Genomic DNA, 23882 nt, shown 5'->3' with positions numbered 1-23882 from the left:
TGCGGAACCCGCCGGCCCCCTCGGATGAAGGGGCCGGAGAAGGGCGAGGCAGGGCCGGAAAACTCTGGAAGGGTCGGCGGGAAAACCTGCCGGCCCTTTCTTCGGATTCAGATTTTGCCGTCCCTCCGGCGGGGCCAGCAGGCCCCGGCAGCGAGGAGGGCACCGATCAAACGGAAGCGCGATGGCTGAAGAAAATTATTACGAGGTGCTCGGCGTAGAGCGCGGCGCCTCCCAGGACGACATCAAGAAGGCCTACCGCCGCCTGGCCATGAAGTATCACCCGGACCGCAATCCCGGTGACAAGGCGGCCGAGGAGAAGTTCAAGCAGATCGGCGAGGCGTATGCCGTGCTCTCCGACGAGCAGAAGCGTGCGGCCTACGACCGCTTCGGCAAGGCCGGCGTGGATCCCAACGGCCAGGGCGGTTTCGGCGGCTTCGGCAACCAGGGCGACTTCCAGAGCGCCTTCGGCGACATCTTCGCCGACCTCTTCGGCGGCGGCCGCGGCCGCAGCTCCGCGGGCCCGTCGGGTCCGCAGGCGATGCGCGGCAACGACGTGAGCTATTCCCTTGAGGTGAGCTTCGAGGACGCCGCCCACGGCCGCAAGATGGACATCCGCGTGCCCACCTGGGAGGAGTGCTCGAACTGCCACGGCTCGGGCTGCCGCCCGGGCACGAAGAAGAAGACCTGCCCGACCTGCAACGGCGCGGGCGTCGTGCGCATGAGCAACGGCCTCTTCCAGGTCCAGCAGACGTGCCCGAACTGCCACGGCACGGGCGAGGTGATCGCCGATCCCTGCCCCGAGTGCGGCGGCACGGGCCACAAGCGCTCCGCGACGGTGCTGCAGGTCAACATCCCCGCGGGCATCAACGACGGCCAGCGCATCCGCATGGCCGGCAAGGGCGAGCCCGGTGTGAACGGCGGCCCGGCGGGCGACCTCTTTGTCGAGATCCGCGTCCGTCCGAGCAAGATCTTCGAGCGCGACGGCGACAACCTGCACATGGAGCTCCCGGTCTCCTTCACGACCGCGGCCCTCGGCGGCGAAGTCGTGGTCCCGACGCTCGATGGCGAGAGCCGCATCACGCTCCCCGAGGGAACGCAGAACGGCAAGACCTTCCGCCTGCGCGGCAAGGGCATCTCGAACCTGCGCACCCACCAGCCGGGCGACCTCTACCTCCACATCGTGGTCGAGACCCCGGTGAACCTCTCGTCGAAGCAGAAGCAGATGCTGCGTGACTTCGAGGCGTCGCTCAAGGAGGGCGGCGAGAAGCACAATCCGCAGACGAAGAGTTTCTTCGACAACGTGAAGTCCTTCTTCAAGGGGGACTGACACGGCCCCGGGGCCCCGTGAGGGGCCCGGGTTCCGGACAAAAGTGAAGCCCGCATGTCGTTCTCCGGCACGCGGGCTTTTACTTTTGGCTGCGGGGAGCCCGGGCGGGCTCCCCTTCCAGGCGGGGCGTCAGGCCTTCGCCGCGGGTTCGGCCTCGACGGGCTTCGGGGTCTCCTCCTCGTCGCGCCGTTTGCGGCGGCGGGCGAACCAGGTGAAGAAGACCGGAACGAAGATCGTCGAGATGAAGGTCGCGGCGAGCATGCCGCCGAAGACGCCCGTGCCCATCGAGTGGCGGGCCGCGGCGCCCGCGCCCGTGGCGGCGAGCATCGGCGAGACGCCGAGCACGAAGGCGAGCGAGGTCATCAGGATCGGGCGGAAGCGCAGGCCCGCCGCTTCAATGGCGGCCTCGAAGGGGCCCATGCCCTCCTCCATCTTCATCGCCGCGAACTCGACGATCAGAATGGCGTTCTTCGCCGTGAGACCGATGAGCACGAGCAGACCGATCTGGAAGTAGATGTCGTTGCCCGTGCCGCGCAGATACACGGCGACGATGGCGCCGAGGAAGGCGTACGGAACGGCGAGCACGACGGCCACCGGGAGCGACCAGCGCTCGTAGAGCGCGGCAAGGATGAGGAACATCACGAGGATGCCGAAGGCGAAGGCCGTCGTCGAGGAGGCGCCGATGCGCTTCTCGTGGAAGGCCTGGCCCGTCCACTCGACCTGGTAGCCGGGCGGCAGGAACTCGCGGGCCGTCTCCTCGACGATCGCGATCGCCTCGCCCGAGCTCACGCCCTGGGCGGCCGCGCCCATGATGGCCGCGCCGAGGTAGCCGTTCATGCGGCCGAGCGACTGTGCACCCGAGACGCGCTCCGTGGTGACGAGCGTCGAGAGCGGGATCATCTCGCCCGAGGAGGACCGCACGCTCGCGCGGCCGATGTCAGAGGGGAGCGCGCGGAACTGCGCGTCCGCCTGCATCACGACGCGGTAGGTCTTGCCGTTGCGCGTGAAGTCGTTGACGTAGTTGCTGCCCATCATCGCCGAGATGGTGTCGTAGATGTCGGCGACGTCCACGCCGAGGGCGTAGGCGCGGTCGCGGTCAACGATAACCTGCAGCTGCGGGCTGTCGGCGTTGTGCGAGCTCCTGAGGCCCGTGATCTCCGGACGCTTGCCGAGTTCCTCGAGGAACGCGTCGGTCACTTCCTGAAGCACGAGCGGGTTGTCCGAGCCGTGGGCGGTGATGTAGCCCGAGAAGCCGTTCGAGCTGCCGAGGCCCGGGATCGGGGCGGGTAGCACCGCGGTGCCGCGCAGGTCAGGGCTTTCGCGGAGCCACTTGAGCAGCGTCTGCTGGTAGTCCTGGGCGCTCATCGTGCGCTCGTCCCAGTGGGCGAGCTGCATGATGTAGGTGGCGGAGTTCGCGCGGACGTCGCCCGTCAGGGTGTCATAGCCCATCATGGTGACGACGTTGTTCATGCCGGGAAGGGCCTTGATGCGCTTCAGCATCTCGGCGCCAGCCTCCTCGGTGCGCGGGAAGGCCGTGCCTTCGGTCAGCTGCATCGCCATGCGAACGATGCCCTGGTCCTCGCGCGGGATGAAGGAGGTCGGCGTGATGCGCAGCATCTGCCAGCAGCCGACGCAGGTGAGGGCGAGGAGCGTGGCCGAGAGCAAGCGGTGCCGGAGCGCGAACTTCACGACCTGCAGGAAGAGGACGGTGAAGCTCGCGAGTCCCTTGTTGAACCAGCGGAAGGGGGCGGCCGGCTCCTTCTCGTGGGGCTTGAGGATGATCGCGCAGAGCGCCGGGGTGAGCGTGAGCGCGACGAAGCCCGAGATCGCGACCGAGGTCGCGACCGTCACGGCGAACTGCCGGTAGAGCTCGCCCGCGATGCCGCCGAGGAACGCGACCGGGATGAAGACCGCGGAGAGCACGAGCACGATGGCCACGAGGGCGCCCGAGACCTCGTTCATCGCCTTGATGGCGGCGTTGAAGGGCGAGAGGTGTTCGGTGCGCATCAGGCGCTCGATGTTCTCGAGCACCACGATCGCGTCATCGACCACGATGCCGATCGAGAGCGTCATCGCGAAGAGCGTGAGCGTGTTGAGCGAGAAGCCGAAGAGCCAGAGGCCGGCCATGGTGCCGATGAGCGACACCGGGACGGCGAGCATTGGAATGATGGTCGCGCGCCAGCTCTGCAGGAAGACGAAGACGACGATGAGCACGAGCAGGCCCGCCTCGCCGAGCGTGTGGTAGACCTCGTTCAGGGACGCGCCCACGAAGACTGTCGTGTCATTGGTGATGATGTAGTCCATCTTGCCCTGCGGGAACTCGGCGCGGAGTTCCTCGAGGCGCGCCTTCACGGCGGTCGCCGCGGCCATGGAGTTCGCGCCCGTCTGCAGGTAGACGCCGATGTTGACGCCCGGCTGGCCGTTCATGTCGACGCGGAACTCGTAGCTGCGTTTGCCCACCTCGGTGCGGGCGATGTCGCGCAGGCGGATGAGGCCCGTGGCGGAGTCGTCCTTGACGATGATCGAGCCGAACTCCTCGGGAGTGAGAAGCTGGCCCTTGGTCTTCATGCGGTAGTAGAGCTGCTGCGTGTCAAGCGCGGGAGAGGTGCCGACGGCGCCCACGGCGCGCTGCTTGTTCTGTGACTCGATCGCGTTCTCGACGTCGCTCACGGTGACGCCGAGCTTGGTCATGCGCTCGGGGTCGAGCCAGATGCGCATGGCGCTCTCGACGTTGCCGAAGACGTTCACGTCGCCGATGCCGGGGATGCGCTTGAGTTCATCGACGATGTTGAGGGTCGCATAGTCGGCCATCTCGGTGGCGGGCATCGACTGGTCGGGCGAGTAGAGCGCGACCATCATCAGCTCGTCCTCGCTGCGCTTGCGCACCGTGACGCCCTGATCGCGGACGGTGGAGGGCAGCCGGCGCTCGGCCGTGCGGACGCGGTTGTTGATCTCGAGCATCGCGTCGTTCGGGTCGGTGCCGACCTCGAAGACGCAGATGATCGCCATCACGCCGTTGCTTCGGATGCTCGTCGTGTAGTAGAGCAGACCCTCGATGCCGGAGAGCTGGTCCTCGATCGGCTGAGCGACAGTGCGGGCGATCGTCTCGCTGTCGGCGCCGTCATAGGTCGCCGAGACGCGGACCGAGGGAGGCGTGATGTTGGGGTACTGGGAGAGCGGGAGCACGCGCATCGCCACGAGACCCGCGAGGATGATGATCAGGGAGAGCACCGTCGCGAAGATCGGGCGACGGATGCAGAACTGGCTGAGCATGTCGGGCCCCTATCTCAGTTCGCCTTGCCGGCGGGAGCGTCTTCCGTGGTGACGGCCGAGCCGTTGTGGAGGCGAATCAGGTGACTGGTGATCACGCGGTCGCCGTCCTCAAGTCCGGAGCGGATGACCCAGTCGGCGCCTTCCCAGAGGCCGACCTCGACGGCTTTCGCGACGGCCTTGCCGTCCTTGGCCACATATACAGAATAGGTGCCGTCCGGGAGCTGCTGCACGGCGCGCTGCGGCACGCGCCAGGCGTTGCGGTCCACGGCCGTCATGTAGCGGATGCGCAGGAACTCGCCCGGCAGGATCCCGGCCTCGGCGGGAACCTTCACGCGGACCGTGCGGGTGCCGTTCGAGGAGGAGTAGGTCTGGGCGACGTAGTCAATCTCGGCGGGGATCTCCTCGCCCGAGGAGCGGAAGGCCCGCACACGGGTCTCCTTCGTGAGCTCCGCGCCCGCGAGATCGCGGTCGGAGGGCGCGAAGACCACGCGGATGTCATCGTTCTGGGTGATCGTCGCGAGCACCGAGCTCTGGCTCACCACGACCGTGCCCGGGTTGAAGAGCGCGCGGGAGACATAGCCCGCGACGGGAGCCTTCACCTCGCAGTGACCGAGGCTGATTCGGGCCTCGGCCTCCGCGGCCTTCGCCTGGGCGAGCGCGGCGCGCTTCTGCGTGCGGTCGCTCGCGGCGTCGTCGAGATCCTTGCGGCTGCCTGCGCCTGAATTAAATAGGTTGCGCTGACGCTTCCACTCGCGGTCCGCCTGGGCGAACTCGTCCTCGCTCTGTCTGCGGGTGGCCTCGGCGGCCTCGAGCTGGGCCCTGAGCGTCGAGGGGTCGATCTCGAAGAGCACGTCGCCCGCCTTCACGAGGTCGCCCTCCGCGTAGCGCACCGCAAGAATGCGGCCGCTCGCCTCGGGGATGACGTTGATGCCTGCGCCGGACTCCGCCTGGCCGAGCGTCTCGAGCCAGTGAGCCTCATCGGCGGCCTTGACCACGATTGAGCTGACGGCGAGCGGGGCTCGGGGCGCCGGCGCCGTTTTCTCCTCGGTGCAGCCGCTCAGGACGAGAACGGCCGCGGCGGTGAGGAGCGCGGGAAGTGTCAGGTGGGTCATGTTGTGAGGAATGGAGAGGGTGAACGAACCCCGGGTCCGGGCAGGGGCTTCTGCATTCTGCAGTTGGCACGAAGTGCGCCAGCGTCCAATGTTAGAAGAGGTAACTTAGCGCAGGCAGAGAGTTTACGAATCCTTGCTCTGTAGTCCCCCGGGGATAGGCCTTTAGACGTAGCGGAAGGACTCTCGCAGAGGGGAAATGAAGCGATTGTAGGGGTTAACCCGTATCTCCGAAAGAGTAATTCTTCCGGACTTTTGGCCTGTTGCTCCGGCGGAAAGGCCGTCGGGAACGTAACAGAAGGGGGTGAAGCCCCGGAAAGTGAGTGAGCGTTTACCCTTAGAGAAAAGTAGTTACGAAGGAGGGCTCCCCTTCCCCCTATGGTAGTAATTTCAGTAAAAACAAGTACCTCCGAAGTAGGTCGGAAGGAGGCGAAATGTAAACTCGGGCGGACGGACTTGTAAATTTTTGTACTTAGTCAAAAGTAAGGCACTTTTCTACCCCTTTCTGAGAGGATCCGTAGATAATTGCGGCGTCCTCACTCCAAAGAGAGAAAAGACATGCTCGGATATGATTTTTGGTTACAGCTGGTCATCATCCTGATCTGCTTGTTCTATGGCGCTCGCAAGGGCGGCATGGCGCTTGGCCTGATCGGCGGTATTGGCCTGATGATTCTTGTCTTCGGCTTCCATGTTCCCATGGGCAAGCCGCCGGTCGACGTCATCCTGACGATTCTGGCCGTGGTTTGCGGCTCGGCGTCCCTCCAGACCGCCGGCGGCCTTGACTGCCTGCTGCAGATCGCTGAGAAGCTTCTGCGCAAGCACCCCCGCGCCGTCGTGTACGTCGCTCCGTACCTCTGCTGGTTCCTGACGGTTCTCTGCGGTACGGGTCACGTCGTTTACACGATGCTCCCGATTATTTACGACGTTGCCATCAAGAACAACATCCGTCCGGAGCGCCCGATGGCTGCTTCGACGATCGCTTCCCAGATGGGCGTTATCTGCTCGCCGGCCGCCGTGGCCGCGGTCTCGATGATCGCCCTTCTCGATGGCTATGAAGTCGGCGGCAAGCCCTTCGGCTTCGTCCAGCTGTTCTCGATCGTGATCCCGGCCGCCATCGTCGGTCTGTTCGCTGAAGCGACCTTCTCGTCCTTCCGCGGCAAGGATCTCGACAAGGATCCGGACTTCCAGAAGCTGATCTCCGATCCGGAACAGAAGAAGTACGTCTACGGTGAGAGCACCACCCTCATCGGCAAGGTCTTCCCGAAGACCGCCTGGGCCTCCCTCTGGATCTTCCTCGCCACGATCGCCTTCGTCGCTGCTCTCGGCTCCATGCCTGAGCTCCGCCCGATGGTCGGCAAGAAGGCCCTCGGCATGACCCAGCTCATCCAGATGTCCATGCTGACGGCTGGCGCCCTGATGGTTATCTTCTGCGGCGTCCGCGCCTCGGCCATCTCCAAGGGCTCGGTCTTCCACGCCGGCTGCGTCGCCATCGTTGCGGTGTACGGTGTTGCCTGGATGGCTGACACGATGTTCATGGCCCACCTCGCCGACCTCAAGGTCATCCTCGTTGACCTCGTGAAGGAAGCCCCCTGGACCTACGCTCTCGTGCTGCTCCTCGTCTCGAAGCTCGTGAACTCCCAGGCCGCCGCCGTTGCGACGATCGTCCCGGTCGCCCTGCAGGTCGGTACGCCTCCGGGCCTCGTGGTCGCCTTCTCGTCGGCTTGCTATGGCTACTACATCCTGCCGACCTACCCGTCCGATCTGGCTGCCCTGCAGTTTGACCGCTCCGGTACGACCCACATCGGCCGCTTCGTGATCAACCACTCCTTCATTCTCCCGGGCCTGATCGGTGTTCTCACCGCCACCGCCATGGGTTGGGTGCTTGGTTCGCTCTACGGCTACATCTAAGACACAGACATACATGTGAGGACGCTTGGATGCGAGCCGCCGCCGGTGCGAGGGCCTCTCGGCTGAGCACCGGCAGCGAGTCGGAGAAACTAAACGGGGATCTTCCAAAAGAAGGTCCCCGTTTCTCACCTGCGGCGGAAGAACGCCGTGCATCAGACAGGAACGCCGTCCTGCGGAACTTCGAGCCCGCAGGACGGCGTTTTTGTATTCACGGACAGGCCCCGGCTGTCTCATGACCAGTCAAGTGAGCGAGGCTCCGGCTCTGCGCAGGGGGACACGAAAACGCCGCCCGGGGATGAACCCCGGACGGCGCTCTGAAGGAGGCGGCGCGTGCTGAGACGGATCAGCTGCGGCGCGGATTCGAGGACACGAGCCCGAGCTTCTCGAGCTTCTCGTCGGGAATGCGGTAGTCATGCCCGGCGGCCCAGACCGCGGCCTCGACGCGCGAGCGGAACTTGAGCTTCTTGAGGAGATGCTTCACGTGCACCTTCACCGTGCCGTCCGTGATGTCGAGGAACGTGGCGATCTCGGAGTTGGAGAGGCCGGCCGCGACGCAGCAGAGCACTTCGAACTCGCGCTTCGTGAGAAGCTGCGTGATGTTGTTGTCGACGTCCTCGATGGTGCCCGAGCGCAGATGCTCGGCGAGCGCGGAGGTGATCTTCTCGGAGGCGGCCATGCCGCCCTGGGAGACGATCTCGATCTGCTCGAGGAACTCGTCAATGGGGATGTTGCGCAGCAGGTACCCGTTCGCATCGAGGCGGATCGCCTGCATGAGGTTGTTCGAGTTGTTGGCCGAGGACATCATCATGACGGCGCGGCACGTCGGCAGCCTGTACTTGACCTCGCGCAGGAGGTTGAGCGGGCTGAACTCCTTCGCATCGAGGTCGATGATGACGATGTCGGGCTTGAGGCTGATGAGAGAGAGCGCGGTCTTCTCATCGCCGGTGAGCCCGAGCACCTGGAAGTAGGCCGAGGCGGTGAGTACGTCGGCGATTCCTTTTCTGTAGAGCGGACAGTCATCGACGATGACCACGCTGAATTTCCGTTTGTCCATTTTTTTCGTTGTCTTTCTAATGGGTGTGCTGTCTGAGGGTGGTGAGGCTGCCCCGGGAGCGGGAGACATGCATCAGGCAGCCTGATCAAAATCCTGAAGGGTGTGCCAGAGGAGATCCGCGCCCGTCATGAAGTCGTCGAGCTCCATCGCCTCGTGCGGGTTGTGGGAGCCGTTCTGGTTGGCGACGAAGATCATGGCGACGGGGATGCCGCAGTTCGAGAGCGTGGCCGAGTCATGGCCGGCGCCGGAGGCAAGGCGCATGACCGGGATGCCGGCGCGCTTCGCGCTCGCCTCAAGCTTTTGGGCGAGTTCCTCGTTGACGTGTGCGGGCGCCGTGAGAAGCGGCGCATCGAATTCGAAGCGCACGCCGCGCTCGGCCTCGAGGGCCTTCGCCTCGGCGAGGAGCTCCTCGTGGAAGGCGCGGCAGGTGTCGGCCGAGAGGCTGCGCATGTCGACGGTGAAGGAGACGAGACCGGGGATGACGGAGATCGCCGCGGTGGCGGAGGTCCTGATCACGCCGATCGTGAAGACGAGGTCGTCGCCGGCGGCGAGGTGGGCGTCCCAGCGGTCGTCCATGCGGGTGATGAGGCGCGCCGCGGCCATCACCGCGTCGTGGCGGTATTCCTTGTTGAGGGCGCCCGAGTGCGCCGTCTCGCCGTGAACCTTCACTTCCTTGTGGCGGATGTTGCCGCGGATGCCGGTGACGATGCCCGTGCGGGCCTCCTTCTGGCTCGTGAGCATCGGGCCCTGCTCGATGTGGAGCTCGAGGAAGGCGGCGATTTTCTTCGGGTCAATGACGGGCTCGCCCGTGGTGAGGCGCTTCGGGTCGACGCCGCAGGAAGCGATGCACTCGGCGAGCGTGGCGCCCGTGGTGCGGTGCTTCAGAGCGAGGTCGCTCTCCTTGAGGCGCCCCATCATGCCGAGCGAACCGACGTAGGCCTTGCCGAAGAACGAGCTCTCCTCGCAGCGCAGCATCAGGACGCGGTAGTCGCGCTCGGGCTGCCAGCCGGAGAGACGGGCGCGGCGCGCCGCGACAAGCGCCGCGACGATGCCGGCGAGGCCGTCGAAGTTGCCGCCCTGCGGAACGCTGTCGGCGTGGCTGCCGGCGACGAAGGCGGGCAGCGTGCGGTCACGGCCGGGGAGCGTCATCCAGACGTTTCCCGCGGCGTCATGCTCGATTTCGAGATCGAGCTCTCGGCCGAACCCCTCAAGGTACTCGAGCGTGCGCGTTTCCATCTCGCCGTAGCCCTGTCGGGTGACGCCCGCCGTGTCGGCGGACATCCCGCGGATGTGGTCAAAAAGGGTCCGGGCGAACTCCTTGTCGGAGCTTTCCTTGTTAATCAGAGACATGATGAGAGTGCGGCGCGAGGTGTGAGGGAGTGGTGGGCCAGGGAGACAGTCCATGGTAAAAAATACTACCAACGAAATACGACTAAAAGAGGGGGTCAGTGAAAAGAGAAGGCGTACATTTGACGAAACATAAGGAAAGAGTGCCTGTAAATCAGGGGATCCGGATCAACATGACCGGTTGCGCAGGGGATACGCCGCTTCGAGGGTGGGTCGTTGAGAATAGGTAGGGGTAAACGCGAGGAACTACCCCGTCCGGCCGAGTCGCGGGATAATTACGCCGACACCGTCCGCGACGCGTTTCGCGGAGACCCTGCGGACGACCGGACCAACAGAACAACTTCCGCGAACCACCCACTGAGGAAAGACCCAAATGAGCATCAGCGCAGCTGCCTATCATGACCAGCTGATCAGCATCCGCCGCCATCTTCACACCATGCCTGAGGAAGGCTGGAGCGAATTCACCACCACCGCCTTCATCGTCGGCAAGCTCCGCGAGTACGGCTACGAAGTGCTCCTCGGCACCAAGGTCGTCAATCCCGAGAACTGCCTCGGCCGCAGCGAGAAGGTCGTCGCGGCCGGCATCGAGCGCGCCCGCGCCAACGGCGTCTCCGAGGAGCTCCTCGCCGAGATGGGCGGCTACACGGGCTGCGTCGGCGTGATCGACACGGGCCGCCCCGGCCCCACGCTCGCCTGCCGCTTCGACATCGACTGTGTTCCGGTCACCGAGTCGACCGAGGCCGATCACATCCCCGCCAAGGAGGGCTTCATCTCGAAGTGCCCGGGTCTGATGCACGCCTGCGGCCACGACGCCCACACCTCCACGGGTCTCGCGCTCGCGCACTGGATCGCCGACCACAAGGACGAGCTCAAGGGCCGCGTGAAGATCCTCTTCCAGCCCGCTGAGGAGGGCGTGCGCGGCGCGGCCGGCATGGCCGCCTCCGGCATCGTCGACGACGCCGACTTCTTCCTCGGCGCGCACATCGCGATGATGTGCCGCTCGGGCGAGATCTCCGTGAAGCCCTACGGGTTCCTCTGCACCACGAAGCTTGACGTGACCTTCAAGGGCCGTCCGGCCCACGCGGGCGTCGAGCCCAACGCCGGCCGCAACGCCATGGCCGCGGCCTGCAACGCCGTCGTGCAGCTCCTCGGCATCGCCCGCCACGGCTCGGGCATGACCCGCATCAACATCGGCCAGCTCACCGCCGGCGAAGGCCGCAACGTCATTCCGTCGAGCGCCCTGATGAAGATGGAGGTCCGCGGCGAAACGGGCGAGATCAACGACTACATGCGCGACTCCGCCGTGCAGATCATCAAGGGCTGCGCGCTCGCGCAGGGCTGCGAGTACTCGATCGAGAAGATGGGCGAGGCCGTTGACCTCACCAACGACGAGGAGCTCGTGAAGGTCCTCACCGAGGCGGGCAACCGCGTCGCGGGCATGAAGGTGCGCGACGATGCGATGAACTTCGGCGGTTCCGAGGACGCCACGATCCTCGCCCGCCGCGTGCAGGCGCACGGCGGCAAAGCCGCGTTCTTCGTGATCGGCGCCGACCGTCCGTCCGGCCACCACACCGCGCGCTTTGACATCGACGAGAAGGCGCTCGACGCCGGTCTCGAGGTCTGGGCGAACGCCGTCGAGATCCTGCTCGCCAAGTAAGAGGGGCGAAAGGCCGCGTCTTCCGCACGGAAGTGCGGGAGAAATTGCTGAAAAAGCCGCGGCCTTGAACTAAAATCTCCCCTTTCCCCGCGGCACCGCCTCATGCGGAGCCGCGGGCGTCTCCTCCTCTGCACTCGGACAGTGAGGGGCAGGGACCCAGGAACAGATACAACAGAACGCCGCTGCAGCACGCACGGCAGCCGGCGGCAGGCCTCACGCGTCCCATTAAAACGGTCACGGGGCCCCTCGCGGCACACCAATTCAATCGACAAGAGGTTTTTTCAACATGTCGGGTCATTCCAAGTGGGCCAATATTCAGCACCGCAAGGGCCGTCAGGATGCCAAGCGCTCCAATCTGTGGACGAAGCTCGTGCGCGAGATCATCGTTGCCGCGCGCATGGGCGGCGGTGAGCCGGAGTCGAACTCCCGTCTGCGTCTCGCCCTCATCAAGGCGCGCGCGGGCAATGTGCCCAAGGACACGATCCAGAACGCCATCCTGAAGGGCACGGGCCAGCTCGAGGGCGTCTCCTACGAGGAAGTCCGCTACGAAGGCTACGGCATCGGCGGCGCCGCGCTCATCATCGACTGCACGACGGACAACCGCGTCCGCACGGTCGCCGATGTCCGCCACCTCCTCTCGAAGAACGGCGGCAACCTCGGCACCGAGGGCTCCGTCTCCTTCCAGTTCAAGCACATCGGTGACTTCTACTTCGCCCCCGGCGTCGTGACCGAGGACCAGGCGATGGAAGTCGCCCTTGAGGCCGGCGCCGACGACGTGATCTCCGACCCGGATGACGGCTCGATCGAGGTCACCTGCGCCCCCGAGATGTTCGACGCCGTCTCGAAGGCCTTTGAGGCCGCGGGCCTGCAGCCCGAGGTGGCCGAGATCACCTGGAAGCCGCTCAACGAGACGCACCTTGAGGGCGATGACGCCGCCAAGATGCAGCGCCTCATCGACGCGCTCGAGGAACTCGACGACGTTCAGCAGGTCTACACCTCCGCTGAATACGATCTGCCCGAGGAATGATGCACTTCCGGGCAAGGGCGGTCCTCCGCCCGTTCGTCAAGGCTGAGCGTCCCGCTGAGCCCTGAGTGAAGCATTGCCGACGGCCGGGCCGCATGACGCGCGTCCGGCCGTTCTTTAACCGTAAAAACTGCATATCCCGGACGGTCCGGGGTTGAAACACACTTTTTGGTTTCGGGCCTCTTTCAAGAAGGAGAAATCTCGTGAAGAAGCTTCTGGTCATCGGCAGCGGCGGTCGTGAACATGCGCTCGCCTGGCGTCTCGCGCAGGGCGCGGACATCGAGAAGGTCTACGTCGCCCCGGGCAACGCGGGCACCGCGGCCACGGAAAAGCTGGAGAACCTTCCGCTTTCCGCGCACGCGGACCTCATCGAGTTTGTGAAGAAGGAAGGCATCGCCTTCACGGTGGTCGGCCCCGAGGCGCCGCTCGCCGCGGGCGTGGTCGATGACTTCCGCGCCGCGGGTCTCGGCATCTTCGGCCCGGAGAAGGCCGCCGCTCAGCTTGAGAGCTCGAAGGACTTCGCCAAGGCCTTCATGAAGCGCCACGGCATCCCCACCGCCGACTACGAGACCTTCACCGACCCGGCCGCCGCGCGCGCCTACGTCGAGAAGAAGGGCGCCCCGATCGTCATCAAGGCCGACGGCCTCGCCGCCGGCAAGGGCGTCGTCGTCGCGATGACCCTCAAGGAGGCCACCGACGCCATCGACTCGATGCTCGAGGGCCATCAGTTCGGCCAGGCCGGCGCCCGCGTCGTGATCGAGGACTTCCTCGCCGGCGAGGAAGCGAGCTTCATCGTCATGGTCGACGGCGAGCACATCCTCCCGCTCGCGACGAGCCAGGACCACAAGCGTCTGCTCGACGCCGACAAGGGCCCGAACACGGGCGGCATGGGCGCCTACTCGCCCGCTCCCGTCGTCACCCCCGAGATCCACGACCAGGTGATGCGCGAGATCATCCGCCCGACCGTCGAGGGCATGGCTAAGGAAGGCGTCCGCTACACGGGCTTCCTCTACGCGGGCCTGATGATCAGCCGCCGCGCCGACGGCTCGGCCGACGTGCGCACGCTCGAGTTCAACTGCCGCATGGGCGACCCGGAGACGCAGCCGATCATGATGCGCATCCGCTCGAACTTCGCCGACACCGTCGAGGCCGCCATCGCCGGCCGCCTCGATGAGGCGAAGATCGAATGGGACAGCCGCAGCGCGCTCGGCGTCGTCGTCGCCGCCCGCGGCTATCCGGAGCATCCCGAGAAGGGCGCCGTCTTCGAGGCGATGCCCGAGAACTCCGCCGACGCCCGCATCTTCCACGCCGGCACGAAGCTCGACCAGGAGGGCCGCACGACGGTCTCCGGCGGCCGCGTGCTCTGCGCGGTGGGCCTCGGCAACACGCTCCGCGAGGCGCAGACGACCGCCTACGCGCTCGCCCGCGGCGTGAAGTTCGACGGCATGCAGATGCGCAGTGACATCGGCTGGCGTGCGATCCGCGACTGACGCTTCATCTTGACAAAGTTTCCCGGGCGGAGAGGCTCCGAGCGGTGCTAATGTTGAGAGTACTGTCGGAACCTTCCCTGAAAGAGACCCGCCCGGGAGGCGGGCCAGAGGCCAGATGAAGAAACTTTTCCTCGCACTCGCCGCCGCGGCGCCGCTCGCCGTGTGCGCCGCTCCTGAAGGGCTCCATTCGGAGCCCTTCGGCTACCCGTCAGCCCTGCTTGACGCCCCCGCGACGCTCGGCGCGCCCGCGGGCGGCTTCGTGCAGATCGGCCGCGAGCGCCTCGAGCTCGGCGAGGCCGCGCTCGGCGAGGCCGCTCACCGCCGCCATCTGGCGCTTCTGCGGGAGGGAAGCGGCGTCTTCGCCCGCGACTACACGTGCCTCACCGGCACCGAGGGCGGCCGCGAGCTCATTGTCTGGCTCATCGCGACGGGCTCGGAGGCGCTCACCGAGGCGCAGGTCGAGTGGGTCGCCGACGGCGCCGAGGTCCCGCGCTCCTGCGCGAGGCTCGCGATGACGGATCTTCCGGTCCGCCTCGGGAAAATCGGCCTCGGCATGACCGAGAAGGACGTGACGGACCTGATCGGAGCGCCCTCGTACTCGGAGGGCTCCGGCTGGAAGTTCTGGTTCAGTCAGCGGTTCCTCAAGAACGCGCGCGGCCTGCAGGAGCTCGAGCTCAACTGGCTCGGCGTGCGCTTTGAGAAGGGCAGGGCCGTCCGGGCCTTCGCCTCGCTCGTGAAGAACCCCTGAGGACCCGTATGATTCCCCGCGGCATCGGACTTCTCGGCGGCACCTTCGACCCGGTTCACTCCGGCCACCTCGCGCTCGCGCGGGCGGCCCGGGATGCGCTCGGCCTCGCGCGCGTGGACTTCCTGCCCGCCGGCAACCCCTGGCAGAAGGATCTCGTGAGCCCGGCCCACGTGCGGCTCGCCATGCTTGAGCTCGCAATCGCTAAAATGCCGGGTTTTCGCGTGGAACCCATCGAACTGATGCGGTTCGGCGCCACCTACACGGTGGAGACGCTCCGGGCACTGCGCCGCAGGCTCGGCCCCTCCATCCCGCTCGTGCTGATCCTCGGCGGCGACCAGTGGCGCAATCTCCACACGTGGAGAAACTGGCGCTCGCTCGCGGATCACGCGGATCTCGCGGTCTGCCGCCGCGCGGGCGAGCCGCTTGAGGCTGTCCAGGAGGTTTCCCTCTGGTCCGCGGACCGGATGACGACTGCCGAAAAGCTCACGGAGTCGGCCTTCGGGCGCATCGCGGTCTTTGACATGGCGCCGCACGGCGCGAGCGCCACGGCGATCCGCCGCGCGATGCGCACGCTCCCCTATGCGCGCGCCATGCAGGCGCTCGACGGGTGGCTCCCGATCGAGGTCGCGGGCTACATCCGCGCCCACGGGCTCTACGGCGCCCGCTGAAAGCCGTTCGGAACAATCTTTTTCTTCAACGCTCCGCTCCGGAAAAGCCGTGCCCGGCAGCCGTGCCGGTCAGCTTCTCCACCGTGGCGGACAAATCACTCAATCATCAGACAGACATGGAACTCAACGAACTCGTCGAAACCGCCGTCCGCGCCCTTGAGGACGTCAAGGCCAAGGACATCAAGATCTTCAACACCGAGGCCCTCACCGATCAGTTCGAGCGCGTGATCATCGCCTCGGGCACGTCGGGCCGTCAGACCCGCGCGCTTGCTTTCTCGGTCTCGCAGGCCGTCAAGCAGGCCGGCGGCGACGTCCTCGGCATGGAAGGCGAGGACACGGGCGAGTGGGTTCTCGTGGACCTCGGCAGCGTCGTCGTTCACGCGCTGCAGCCCAACGTCCGCGACTACTACAACCTCGAGGAGATCTGGGGCGGCAAGGAGGTCTTCATGGCCGCCCAGGCCGAGTGCGCCTCGAAGCTCATGCCGCACCGCTCGCACGCCCCCGAGGGCGCGGAATAAATGCGCATCCGGATACTCGCCGTCGGTCAGCACATCTCCGACTGGGCGCAGGACGCCGTGCGCGGGTACCTTGCGCGTTTCCCGCGCACGTGGCGCGTTGAGTTGAAGGAAATCCGCACCGAGCCCCGCGCGGGCGGCATGACGCCCGCGAAGCTCATGGCGCTCGAGGGCGAGCGGATTCAGGCGGAGATCGCCCCGGGCGACTTCGTCATCGTGCTCGACGAGCACGGCAGGGATCTCACGACGACGGAGTTCGCGAAGTCGCTCGCCGGCTGGATGAGCGAGGCCGACCGGCTCGTCTTCGTGATCGGCGGCCCGGACGGGCTCTCGCCCGAGGTGAAGGGACTCGCCCGCGCGACGATGCGCCTCTCGGCGATGACGCTGCCGCATGCCCTCGCGCGCGTGCTCCTCACCGAGCAGATCTACCGCGCATGGTCCATTTCGGCCGGTCATCCCTATCACCGCGCCTGACTGATCAGATGGAGGAGAGCCGCATGACAGCGACGATCTATCTCGCAAGCAAGAGCCCGCGCCGCCGGGAGCTGCTCTCGGCCTACGGCTGGCGGGTGGAGGTGCTCTCCGACCCGACGGAACCCCGCGGCTGGTTCGCGGGCGACGAAGAGGAGATGCCCGACGAGACGCCCGAGGCGTACGTGCTGCGCACGGCCGTGACGAAGCTGATGGACGGCATTGCCGCCCGTGACGAGCTTGATTCGCCCGTGCCCGGCGCGCCGGTGGTGGCCGCCGACACGGTGGTGAGCCTCGACGGGAGGATTCTCGGCAAGCCCCGCGACGCCGCGGAGGCGACGGCCTTCCTGCGTGCCATGGCGGGCCGCGAGCACAGCGTGCGCACCGCGGTCGCGGTCGGGCGCTCGAAGGACGACTACCGCACGGCGGTCGTCCTCTCGAAGGTCCGCATGAAGGCGCTCACGGATGAGGAGATCGCCTCCTATGTCGCCACGGACGAGCCCTGGGACAAGGCGGGCGGATACGGCATCCAGGGGATCGCCGGCCTCTTCGTGAGTTCGATCACGGGAAGCTACACGGCGATCATGGGGCTGCCGGTCTGCGAGACCGCGGAGCTTCTCGCAGCGTACGGCGCCCCGGCGCCCGTGCTCGGTCAGTAGATGCGGACGAGCTCGACGTCAAAGTAGAGGTCGGCCTTGGGCGGAATGGCGCCCGGATAGCCGGCCTCGCCGTAGGCAAGGCGGTAGGGGATGGAGAGACGGCGCTTGCCGCCCACCTTGAGGCCGATCAGGCCCTGGTCCCAGCCCGGGATGACGTAGCCGCGTCCGCAGGGGAACTGGATCGGGTCGCCGCCGATGCTCGAGTCGAAGACGGTGCCGTCCTCGAACTTGCCCGTGTAGTGGACGCTGATGTTGTCGCCGGCTTTGACGGCGGGGCCTTCGCCCTCAACGATGTCCTCGATGATGAGTTCCTGAAGCGCCATGGCTCGAGTTCCTTATGGTGATGAAGAAAAAGTTCGGAAAGGATGGGATGATGCCGTTTCCCGGGCTTCATCCGACGGACGAATCATAGCTTTTCAGAGGCAGAGGCTCCGCTGCGTTTGAATTGTGTTGCAGTGAGTGTCATTTCCGGGGCTCACCGCCGCCCTCCTTTGATAGAATCCCAATCACTCGATGGCCGGGCCGTCCCCGTCCGAGCCGCCCGGAAAAATCTTCGCGGGCGCATCTCGAAACCGCCGTTGCCGATCAAGGAAAGAGGGAGCTCCGGGAGGATCGTTCCCGCCCCGCCTGATGTAACTTCAGGGCGACGCAAGAAGGGAAGGCTGGAGGCGAAAGCCTCATGGAAAGCTTCAGGCGCATCCGCTGCGCTCCGGGATCCGAGGGATCCCGACACCGGTCCACAGCGAGTCATACCAGCATCACCGGGGGAATCCGTTCCCCTGTCAGGGCCGCAGCGCATCCCCGCGGGGGACCGGGCGCCCGCCCCTGAAGTTCCCCTGCGGGAAACGCACGGGAATGCATATTTCGATCCAGATTTCCGATCCGTCCGCGGTGAAGCGCGCTTGCGTGCGTTCAGCGCGGCCGGAGTCCGAATTCCGCCCGAGGGAAGAAGGGCGCGCCGTGCCGCATGTTGAAAGCGCACGGGCGCGCGGGACGGGACTGAGGACATTTGACAGTCATACAGGCTTCAACTCGTGTATTCAACCGCATCATTTTCAGCAGCAGTCATCAGACTGCTTGAGGCTCTGAAGCTCAGGGACCTGCTGCCTGCCCAGGCGGCGATCCTCCGGAGCGCCATGACGGGCCGGACCACGCTCACCTGCGCGCACGGCGGCAGCGGCAAGATCCTGGCGATGCTCATTGCCATCCGCGCGCGGCTCGAGGCAGCCGCCGGGGACGGAAAACCGGAGACGGGCCGCGCGCCCTCCGTGCTCGTCCTCACCTCCACGGTGGAGAAGGGCTGCGCAATCGAGGAGAAGTTCCGGAAGTTCGCCGGCCGCTCGCCGCTCAAGGCATTCGCCGCGGGAATGGGGCAGGATTACGCCCGGCGCCGCAGGATCATCCATGGCGTCGACCTGGTCGCCGGCCCCGCCGCGTTCATCGAGAAGGCCGTGGAGCTCGGCCTCGATCTCTCCGCTATCGAGCAGATCTGGATCTGCGAGGCCGGGGAGCTCATCGTCGACCCGGACTCCCGCGAGTACCTCCTGAAGTTCCTCTCGCAGTTCCCCGAGGCGGTCCGCCGGAACGTATCGATGCTCTCGGACGAATGGTCCGAGGCGCTTGAGGCGGTTGTGAAGGAGCATTTCCCCGGCCTTGAGTTCGTCCGCATCGGTGCGGCGCACCGGCCGCCCCGGGTTCTCGAGCGGTTCGAGCTCGGCAGCAAGTTCCAGAAGACCGGCCGGCTCTTCAGCGCCGTTGCGGCGCTCCCGCCGAAGGCGAGGTTCGCCATCGTCTGCGACCGCAAGCGTGCCGACCGCTTCTGCGACGAGATGCTGAAGCGCGGCATCGTCGCGCAGGTCTTCACCGGTGATCTGACGGAGGTCGCCGCGAAGGCGCGCTTCAGGAACACCGGCTGCCGCTGCGCCGTCTTCCACGAGGTGGCCCGCGGACTGTTTCCCCAGGGCTTCTTTGACGCGGTGTTCGTCGTGACGCCGCCGCAGAGTGCGGAGATCCTTGAGGACCTCGCCGCGCTCGCGGACTTTGAGCCCTCGAAGGAGCGCTGCCGGGGCGGCCGCATCACGGTCTACTTCGCTTATGAGCAGGTCGACGGATACCTGTCGCTCAAGACCCAGCTCGGGCACGACCGCTGGAAGCTCTACAACAACCCGGAGAACAAGCCGCACGACATCGATCCCGCCGAGCTCGAGACAATCGACGAGCTTCGCGCGCGCGAGAAGGAGCAGGACGCCTGGGCGAGGGCCCGGGCGGAGCAGGACGACTCCGGGCTGTCGCCCGAGATGCTCTCGCTCATCAGCCTCGCCGGCCTTGTCCCGGAGACTCCCGAACCCGCCGAGAAGAAGGCGTCGAAGCTCGGACGGCCCCGCCGGACGGCCTTCAGGATTGCGAAGGCCTACCCCGGCCGGCCGAGAAAGCGCGCCGCCGCCGCGGATGCCGCGGCTCCCGCTCCGGAGAATCCGGTCGACGTGCCCGTTCAGGCCGCAGAGGAAACGGTTCCGGGAACGGACGACATCTTCATCGTCGTCCCCGAGGAGCCTGCCGCGGTCGTGAACGAACCTGCGGCGGAGGCTGCGCAGGTCTCCGAACCTGTCGCCGCTGAGGAGGATTCCGCAGAGACCGCCGTGCCTGATGCCCCGGCAGAGGAACCCGCTCCGGAGACCCGGGCTGAGGAGGCCACGGAGGTGTCCGCAGGCCCCGGAGAGGTTCCGGACGAATCGCCCGCTGAGGAGTCCGAGGACGCTTCCGAGGAGGCGTTCGACGAGGAATCCGGTTACGACGAGTCCGAGGAGGATTCGGAAGAGGATTACGACTCGGAGGATGAGGAAGACGCGGACGAGTACGAGTCCGGTGAGGACTCGGAGGACGCCGGCGACTACGACGAAGAATCCGATGAGGACGAGGCGTACGAGACCGAGGACGACGAATCCGTTGGGGCGTCGGATGAATACGAGAATGACTTTGAGGAAGAGCCCGACGAAGAGGATGAGTCCGATGAGATCGTCGAGGAGGCGCCGAAGCGCCGCACGCTCACGATCCGCTCGGGCTACGTGCCCCGCGAGGAGGACGCTCCCTCGGTGACGATCACCGAGCCGCTCAGCTCCAACACGGTCGAGCTGCGTGCCGCTCAGGCCCGCATGCGCCGCGAGGCGCGGGGCAGCGAGCATCTCACGCATCAGATGGTCGGCCGCCGCGGCACGATGAAGCGCCCGAAGAAGAAAAACCAGGCGCAGCCGGAGCTCGAGGGCATTCTCGCCGCCAATCCGGGCGGCCGTCTCCCGGGCGAGAAGTCCGGGCAGAAAAAGAAGAAGCCCTCGCAGAATGCCCAGAAGAACCAGAAGAATCAGAAGAACGCGAAGTACCAGAAGAACCGTCAGCAGCAGGGCGGGCAGCAGCAGCGCCGTCAGCCGAAGCGCCGCAATCTCGAGGAACCGCCCAGAATCGGAGCGGGCGGAGAGTCGCTCGGCATGAGCGAGGCGCTCACCGTGCCGAGCGTGACGGACGCGGCCGGCCTGCCCGGTCAGGAGCAGCGCCCGAACGGCCAGCACAAGAAGCGCCGCGACAACTGGAACAACAATCAGAAGCGCAAGTCGAAGGACTGGCAGAAGCGCGGGAAGAAGCCGCGCGCTCAGGACGGCAAGCCCGCCGAGGCGAAGGATGTCTCCGCTCAGGCGGCGGCTCCCGAGACGGCACCCGTCGCCGCCCCCGCGTCCGTTCCTGCAGTTTCCGCGGCTCCCGCTGTTCCCCAGGCGGCTCCCCAGCCGCCCGTAACGAACGCGGCCCCCGTCTCCTCAGGAGAGGGCGCGCCCCAGGGCCAGAAGGACGCCGGAAAGCCGGAGGGCCAGAAGCCCGCGAGAAAGAAGAACCAGCAGCGCCGCGACCGCAAGCCCTTCCAGAAGAAGCGCGACCGCAGGCCCGCCGGTCCGGATCAGCAGCCGCAGTCCGCGGCTCCGCGCGACTGGGATGACCTCCCTGACGACAACTTCGGCAACTCCATCCACTATCAGCCCAAGCAGCAGAAGCGCCCGGCGATGCCCTGGCAGCAGACCGACGCCTACGGCGCCGACCGTCCGCAGACGCTCTCCTTCGCGCAGACGATGCCCGGCGACGCCCCGCGCCCGAGCTATCTCACCGGCGCCACGGCGGGCGGCATGCCCGGCATGAAGGAGGGCGGCCAGAGGAAGAAGTTCAACCGTCAGAAGAACAAGGGCGGCAGCTTCCACGGCCAGAATCGTAACGGGCAGAAAAAGTCGGGCGGCTTCAGGCCTCCGAAGAAGCCCGCCGGCGAATGAGGACCGTAGAATCAGAGAGCTTTATTCACGGGAACAACTCATGAACAGCTTCCTCACTCGTGCGGCACTTGCATCCACGGCCGCGGCCGCGCTCCTCGCGGGCTGCGCCGCGCCGGGATCGGGCTCCGGCGCCTCGGGCGCCGCCGCACGCGATCCGCTCCTCGACGCGCCCTATCACTCCGAGACGACCTGCACGACGGAGCGTCCCGTCACGGTGCTCTCGCGCGTGAAGGAGACGCCCTTCGCCTGCGCCGATCTCGGCGTGTCCGCGACGCTCGACGAGCTGCGTGACGCCGGCTGGCGCGTCGTCAGCCTCGACATCGGCGGCGACGTGGAGAGCGAGAAGCACGTGGGCTTTCCCGTCACCGTGATGATCCGCAAGCTCTTCTGACGGCTCTGCCGCCCTCCGGGCGGATCCCCACGGCCTGACAGCGAAGGAAACGTCATGCCTCAGACACTCAGTGCGGGCGATCGCCTGCAGCTTTTCCGCGCCGAGATGGCGCGTCTCGGTCTCGCGGCGGTCATTGTGCCCACCTCGGACCCGCATCTTTCCGAATATGTTCCCGCGCACTGGAAGATCCGCGAGGCCCTCTCGGGCTTCACCGGAAGCGCGGGCACGCTTCTCGTGACGCCCGATGCGGCGGCGCTTCTCACGGACAGCCGCTACTGGGTGCAGGCGGAGAAGCAGCTGATCGACGGCATCGAGCTCGTCCGCCTCACGGGCCGCGCCTCCGCGGCCGCGACCGAATGGCTCGCCGCCCATGCTTCCCCCGGCGGCATCGTTGGCGTGAACGCCGAGTTCATCTCGCTCGCCGACGGGCGGCTCCTCGAGTCGACGCTCATGCTGAACGGCCTGAGGCTCCGCACGGAATCCCCGGACATCGCCGCCTTCTGGCCGGACCGTCCGGCGATGCCGGCGAGTCCTGTGGCGGAGATGAAGCGCCCGGGCAGGAGCCGCGCGGAGAAGCTCGCGGCCGTCCGCGAGGAACTCGGCCGCGAGAAGGCCGACGCGGCGCTCCTCAATTCGCTCGACGACATTGCCTGGCTCACGGGCCTGAGGGGCGCCGACGTGCCCTGCAACCCCGTCTTCCTCTCGACGCTCCTCGTGGGCCCGGACCGCGCTGCGCTCTTCATCGACACGCGGCGCGTGGGCGCTGCGGTGACGGAGCGCCTCGCCGCTGACGGCGTGATGGTGCTCCCGCCCGAGAAGCTCGCCGAGACGGTGGGCCTCGCCATCGAGCACGGCCGCAGGATCCTGCTCGACCCCGAGCACACGAACGCAGCGCTCGCGAAGCTCGTTCCCCCGGCCTCGCGGGTCGAGGCCGTCTCCCCGGTCTTCACACTGAAGGCCGTGAAGAGCGCGGGCGAGCTCGAGGCGATTGACGAGGCGATGATCCGCGACGCGGTCGCGCTCGCGGAGTTCTACGCGGAGCTCGACGAGCGCCTCTCGGCGGGCGAGAAGCTCACCGAGGCCGACGCCGCCCGGATGCTTCACGCCTCCCGCGCGAAGGATCCGGAGTTCTTCGACGAGAGCTTCACGACGATCGCGGCCTTCGGCCCCAACGCGGCGCTCCCGCACTACACGCCGCCCGCGGAGGGCGGCGCGGTGATCGAGGGCGACGGGCTGCTTCTCATCGACTCGGGCGCGCAGTTCACCTGCGGCACGACCGACATCACCCGCATGACCCCCGTCGGCACGCCCTCGGCGGAGATGAAGCATGACGTGACGCTCGTCACCCGCGGCATGCTGAGGCTCCTCGGCCTGCGCTTCCCGAAGGGCTACACCGGGAGCCAGATCGACGCGGTCGCCCGCATGGATCTCTGGGCCGAGGGGCGTGACTACGGCCACGGCACGGGCCACGGCGTGGGCTATGTGCTCAACGTGCACGAGGATCCGGTGAGGATCTCGCCCATGGCGACGAAGACTCCGCTCGCCGCCGGGAACGTCGTCTCCGACGAACCCGGGCTCTACCGGCCCGGCGCCTGGGGCGTGCGCGTGGAGAACCTGATGGTCTGCGAGAAGGCGGAGACCACGGAGTTCGGCGAGTTTCTCAAGTTCCGTGCGCTCACGATGATGCCGATCGACACGCGTGCGCTCGAGGAGCCCTTCGGCGCGCTCGCCGACCAACTCAACCGCTTCAACGATGAGCGCCTCGAGCGGCTGCTGCCCCTCGTCTCCGAGCGCTGCCGACGCTGGCTCGAGCGGGCCGTGAAGCCCGTCTCCAGGGACTGATCCACGGACAAAATTCGAAAGCGAAAAAAACGCCCGGGCGCGACAAGCGTACCGGGCGAAATCTCGTTTGGAGTTGGGTTAAAAGAAAAGCT

18 protein-coding genes are annotated in these 23882 nt (G+C 66.6%); 13 read left to right on the top strand and 5 right to left on the bottom strand.

Annotation, left to right across the window (positions count from 1 at the left end; all coding sequences use genetic code 11):
• Positions 1–181: 181 nt before the first annotated feature.
• On the top strand, positions 182–1327 hold the full coding sequence (gene dnaJ, locus Q4F91_RS01425; protein WP_303333983.1) for a molecular chaperone DnaJ: 1146 nt from the start codon (positions 182–184) through the stop codon (positions 1325–1327).
• Between the two features lie 129 nt (positions 1328–1456).
• On the opposite strand, the gene Q4F91_RS01420 is transcribed toward dnaJ, so the two are convergent.
• Together Q4F91_RS01420 and Q4F91_RS01415 are read right to left on the bottom strand one after the other, a co-directional pair.
• Positions 1457–4600 (bottom strand): efflux RND transporter permease subunit, encoded by a 3144-nt coding sequence (locus tag Q4F91_RS01420; protein ID WP_303333982.1) that lies wholly within the window; start codon positions 4598–4600, stop codon positions 1457–1459.
• A 14-nt stretch (positions 4601–4614) separates the two neighbouring features.
• Entirely contained in the window at positions 4615–5712 is a 1098-nt protein-coding gene (locus Q4F91_RS01415) for an efflux RND transporter periplasmic adaptor subunit (protein ID WP_303333981.1), read from the bottom strand.
• Between the two features lie 555 nt (positions 5713–6267).
• On the opposite strand from Q4F91_RS01415, the gene Q4F91_RS01410 reads away from it, so the two are divergent.
• Complete coding sequence (locus tag Q4F91_RS01410) at positions 6268–7617, top strand: anaerobic C4-dicarboxylate transporter (protein WP_303333980.1); 1350 nt, start codon at positions 6268–6270, stop codon at positions 7615–7617.
• Between the two features lie 343 nt (positions 7618–7960).
• On the opposite strand, the gene Q4F91_RS01405 is transcribed toward Q4F91_RS01410, so the two are convergent.
• A complete protein-coding gene (locus Q4F91_RS01405) occupies positions 7961–8671 on the bottom strand; it encodes a LuxR C-terminal-related transcriptional regulator (protein WP_303333979.1) in 711 nt (236 codons plus the stop codon).
• A 72-nt stretch (positions 8672–8743) separates the two neighbouring features.
• Positions 8744–10021, bottom strand: a complete 1278-nt coding sequence (locus tag Q4F91_RS01400; protein WP_303333978.1) for a hydantoinase/carbamoylase family amidase — start codon at positions 10019–10021, stop codon at positions 8744–8746.
• A gap of 370 nt (positions 10022–10391) precedes the next feature.
• Here Q4F91_RS01400 and Q4F91_RS01395 point away from each other — a divergent pair, with 370 nt between their 5' ends.
• The 8 genes from Q4F91_RS01395 (at position 10392) to Q4F91_RS01360 (ending at position 17250) form a co-directional block, all read left to right on the top strand.
• The gene (locus tag Q4F91_RS01395) at positions 10392–11675 is read left to right on the top strand and encodes an amidohydrolase (RefSeq protein WP_303333977.1); all 1284 of its coding nucleotides are present in this window, start codon (positions 10392–10394) and stop codon (positions 11673–11675) included.
• A 286-nt stretch (positions 11676–11961) separates the two neighbouring features.
• Entirely contained in the window at positions 11962–12702 is a 741-nt protein-coding gene (locus tag Q4F91_RS01390) for a YebC/PmpR family DNA-binding transcriptional regulator (RefSeq protein ID WP_303333976.1), read from the top strand.
• A gap of 200 nt (positions 12703–12902) precedes the next feature.
• Entirely contained in the window at positions 12903–14189 is a 1287-nt protein-coding gene (gene purD / locus Q4F91_RS01385) for a phosphoribosylamine--glycine ligase (protein WP_303333975.1), read from the top strand.
• A gap of 115 nt (positions 14190–14304) precedes the next feature.
• Positions 14305–14937: a hypothetical protein gene (locus tag Q4F91_RS01380; protein ID WP_303333974.1), complete on the top strand. Its 633-nt coding sequence runs from the start codon at positions 14305–14307 to the stop codon at positions 14935–14937.
• Between the two features lie 8 nt (positions 14938–14945).
• Positions 14946–15605, top strand: a complete 660-nt coding sequence (nadD, locus tag Q4F91_RS01375; RefSeq protein WP_303333973.1) for a nicotinate (nicotinamide) nucleotide adenylyltransferase — start codon at positions 14946–14948, stop codon at positions 15603–15605.
• 116 nt (positions 15606–15721) lie between these two features.
• A complete protein-coding gene (gene rsfS, locus Q4F91_RS01370) occupies positions 15722–16123 on the top strand; it encodes a ribosome silencing factor (protein ID WP_303333972.1) in 402 nt (133 codons plus the stop codon).
• Positions 16124–16594: a 23S rRNA (pseudouridine(1915)-N(3))-methyltransferase RlmH gene (gene rlmH, locus Q4F91_RS01365; protein ID WP_303333971.1), complete on the top strand. Its 471-nt coding sequence runs from the start codon at positions 16124–16126 to the stop codon at positions 16592–16594. It begins immediately after the preceding gene.
• A gap of 23 nt (positions 16595–16617) precedes the next feature.
• A complete protein-coding gene (locus tag Q4F91_RS01360) occupies positions 16618–17250 on the top strand; it encodes a nucleoside triphosphate pyrophosphatase (protein ID WP_303333970.1) in 633 nt (210 codons plus the stop codon).
• Here Q4F91_RS01360 and Q4F91_RS01355 read toward each other — a convergent pair.
• Entirely contained in the window at positions 17244–17573 is a 330-nt protein-coding gene (locus Q4F91_RS01355) for an FKBP-type peptidyl-prolyl cis-trans isomerase (protein WP_303333969.1), read from the bottom strand. The genes Q4F91_RS01360 and Q4F91_RS01355 overlap by 7 nt on opposite strands.
• Positions 17574–18284: 711 nt before the next feature.
• Between Q4F91_RS01355 and Q4F91_RS01350 the strand changes: the two genes are divergently transcribed.
• The 3 genes from Q4F91_RS01350 to Q4F91_RS01340 are packed head-to-tail and all read left to right on the top strand — an operon-like array spanning position 18285 to position 23790.
• Entirely contained in the window at positions 18285–21557 is a 3273-nt protein-coding gene (locus Q4F91_RS01350) for a DEAD/DEAH box helicase (protein WP_368660965.1), read from the top strand.
• A 40-nt stretch (positions 21558–21597) separates the two neighbouring features.
• Positions 21598–21948, top strand: coding sequence for a hypothetical protein (locus Q4F91_RS01345; RefSeq protein WP_303333967.1), 351 nt, complete (start codon positions 21598–21600; stop codon positions 21946–21948).
• 54 nt (positions 21949–22002) lie between these two features.
• Entirely contained in the window at positions 22003–23790 is a 1788-nt protein-coding gene (locus Q4F91_RS01340; protein ID WP_303333966.1) for a M24B family metallopeptidase, read from the top strand.
• The last annotated feature ends 92 nt before the right edge of the window (positions 23791–23882 follow it).

Source organism: Sutterella sp. (assembly GCF_030539355.1).
In the GTDB taxonomy this organism is placed as follows: domain Bacteria; phylum Pseudomonadota; class Gammaproteobacteria; order Burkholderiales; family Burkholderiaceae_F; genus Sutterella.
The sequence above is the reverse complement of the archived record's forward strand: the minus strand, read 5'-3'. Positions and strand labels throughout refer to the sequence as shown.

What these genes read in the sequence shown, in the direction of transcription:
- dnaJ (WP_303333983.1), top strand. Translation starts at nt 182, where the DNA reads ATGGCTGAAGAAAATTATTACGAGGTGCTCGGCGTAGAGCGCGGCGCC.
- Q4F91_RS01420 (WP_303333982.1), bottom strand. Translation starts at nt 4,600, where the DNA reads ATGCTCAGCCAGTTCTGCATCCGTCGCCCGATCTTCGCGACGGTGCTC.
- Q4F91_RS01415 (WP_303333981.1), bottom strand. Translation starts at nt 5,712, where the DNA reads ATGACCCACCTGACACTTCCCGCGCTCCTCACCGCCGCGGCCGTTCTC.
- Q4F91_RS01410 (WP_303333980.1), top strand. Translation starts at nt 6,268, where the DNA reads ATGCTCGGATATGATTTTTGGTTACAGCTGGTCATCATCCTGATCTGC.
- Q4F91_RS01405 (WP_303333979.1), bottom strand. Translation starts at nt 8,671, where the DNA reads ATGGACAAACGGAAATTCAGCGTGGTCATCGTCGATGACTGTCCGCTC.
- Q4F91_RS01400 (WP_303333978.1), bottom strand. Translation starts at nt 10,021, where the DNA reads ATGTCTCTGATTAACAAGGAAAGCTCCGACAAGGAGTTCGCCCGGACC.
- Q4F91_RS01395 (WP_303333977.1), top strand. Translation starts at nt 10,392, where the DNA reads ATGAGCATCAGCGCAGCTGCCTATCATGACCAGCTGATCAGCATCCGC.
- Q4F91_RS01390 (WP_303333976.1), top strand. Translation starts at nt 11,962, where the DNA reads ATGTCGGGTCATTCCAAGTGGGCCAATATTCAGCACCGCAAGGGCCGT.
- Q4F91_RS01380 (WP_303333974.1), top strand. Translation starts at nt 14,305, where the DNA reads ATGAAGAAACTTTTCCTCGCACTCGCCGCCGCGGCGCCGCTCGCCGTG.
- nadD (WP_303333973.1), top strand. Translation starts at nt 14,946, where the DNA reads ATGATTCCCCGCGGCATCGGACTTCTCGGCGGCACCTTCGACCCGGTT.
- rsfS (WP_303333972.1), top strand. Translation starts at nt 15,722, where the DNA reads ATGGAACTCAACGAACTCGTCGAAACCGCCGTCCGCGCCCTTGAGGAC.
- rlmH (WP_303333971.1), top strand. Translation starts at nt 16,124, where the DNA reads ATGCGCATCCGGATACTCGCCGTCGGTCAGCACATCTCCGACTGGGCG.
- Q4F91_RS01360 (WP_303333970.1), top strand. Translation starts at nt 16,618, where the DNA reads ATGACAGCGACGATCTATCTCGCAAGCAAGAGCCCGCGCCGCCGGGAG.
- Q4F91_RS01355 (WP_303333969.1), bottom strand. Translation starts at nt 17,573, where the DNA reads ATGGCGCTTCAGGAACTCATCATCGAGGACATCGTTGAGGGCGAAGGC.
- Q4F91_RS01345 (WP_303333967.1), top strand. Translation starts at nt 21,598, where the DNA reads ATGAACAGCTTCCTCACTCGTGCGGCACTTGCATCCACGGCCGCGGCC.
- Q4F91_RS01340 (WP_303333966.1), top strand. Translation starts at nt 22,003, where the DNA reads ATGCCTCAGACACTCAGTGCGGGCGATCGCCTGCAGCTTTTCCGCGCC.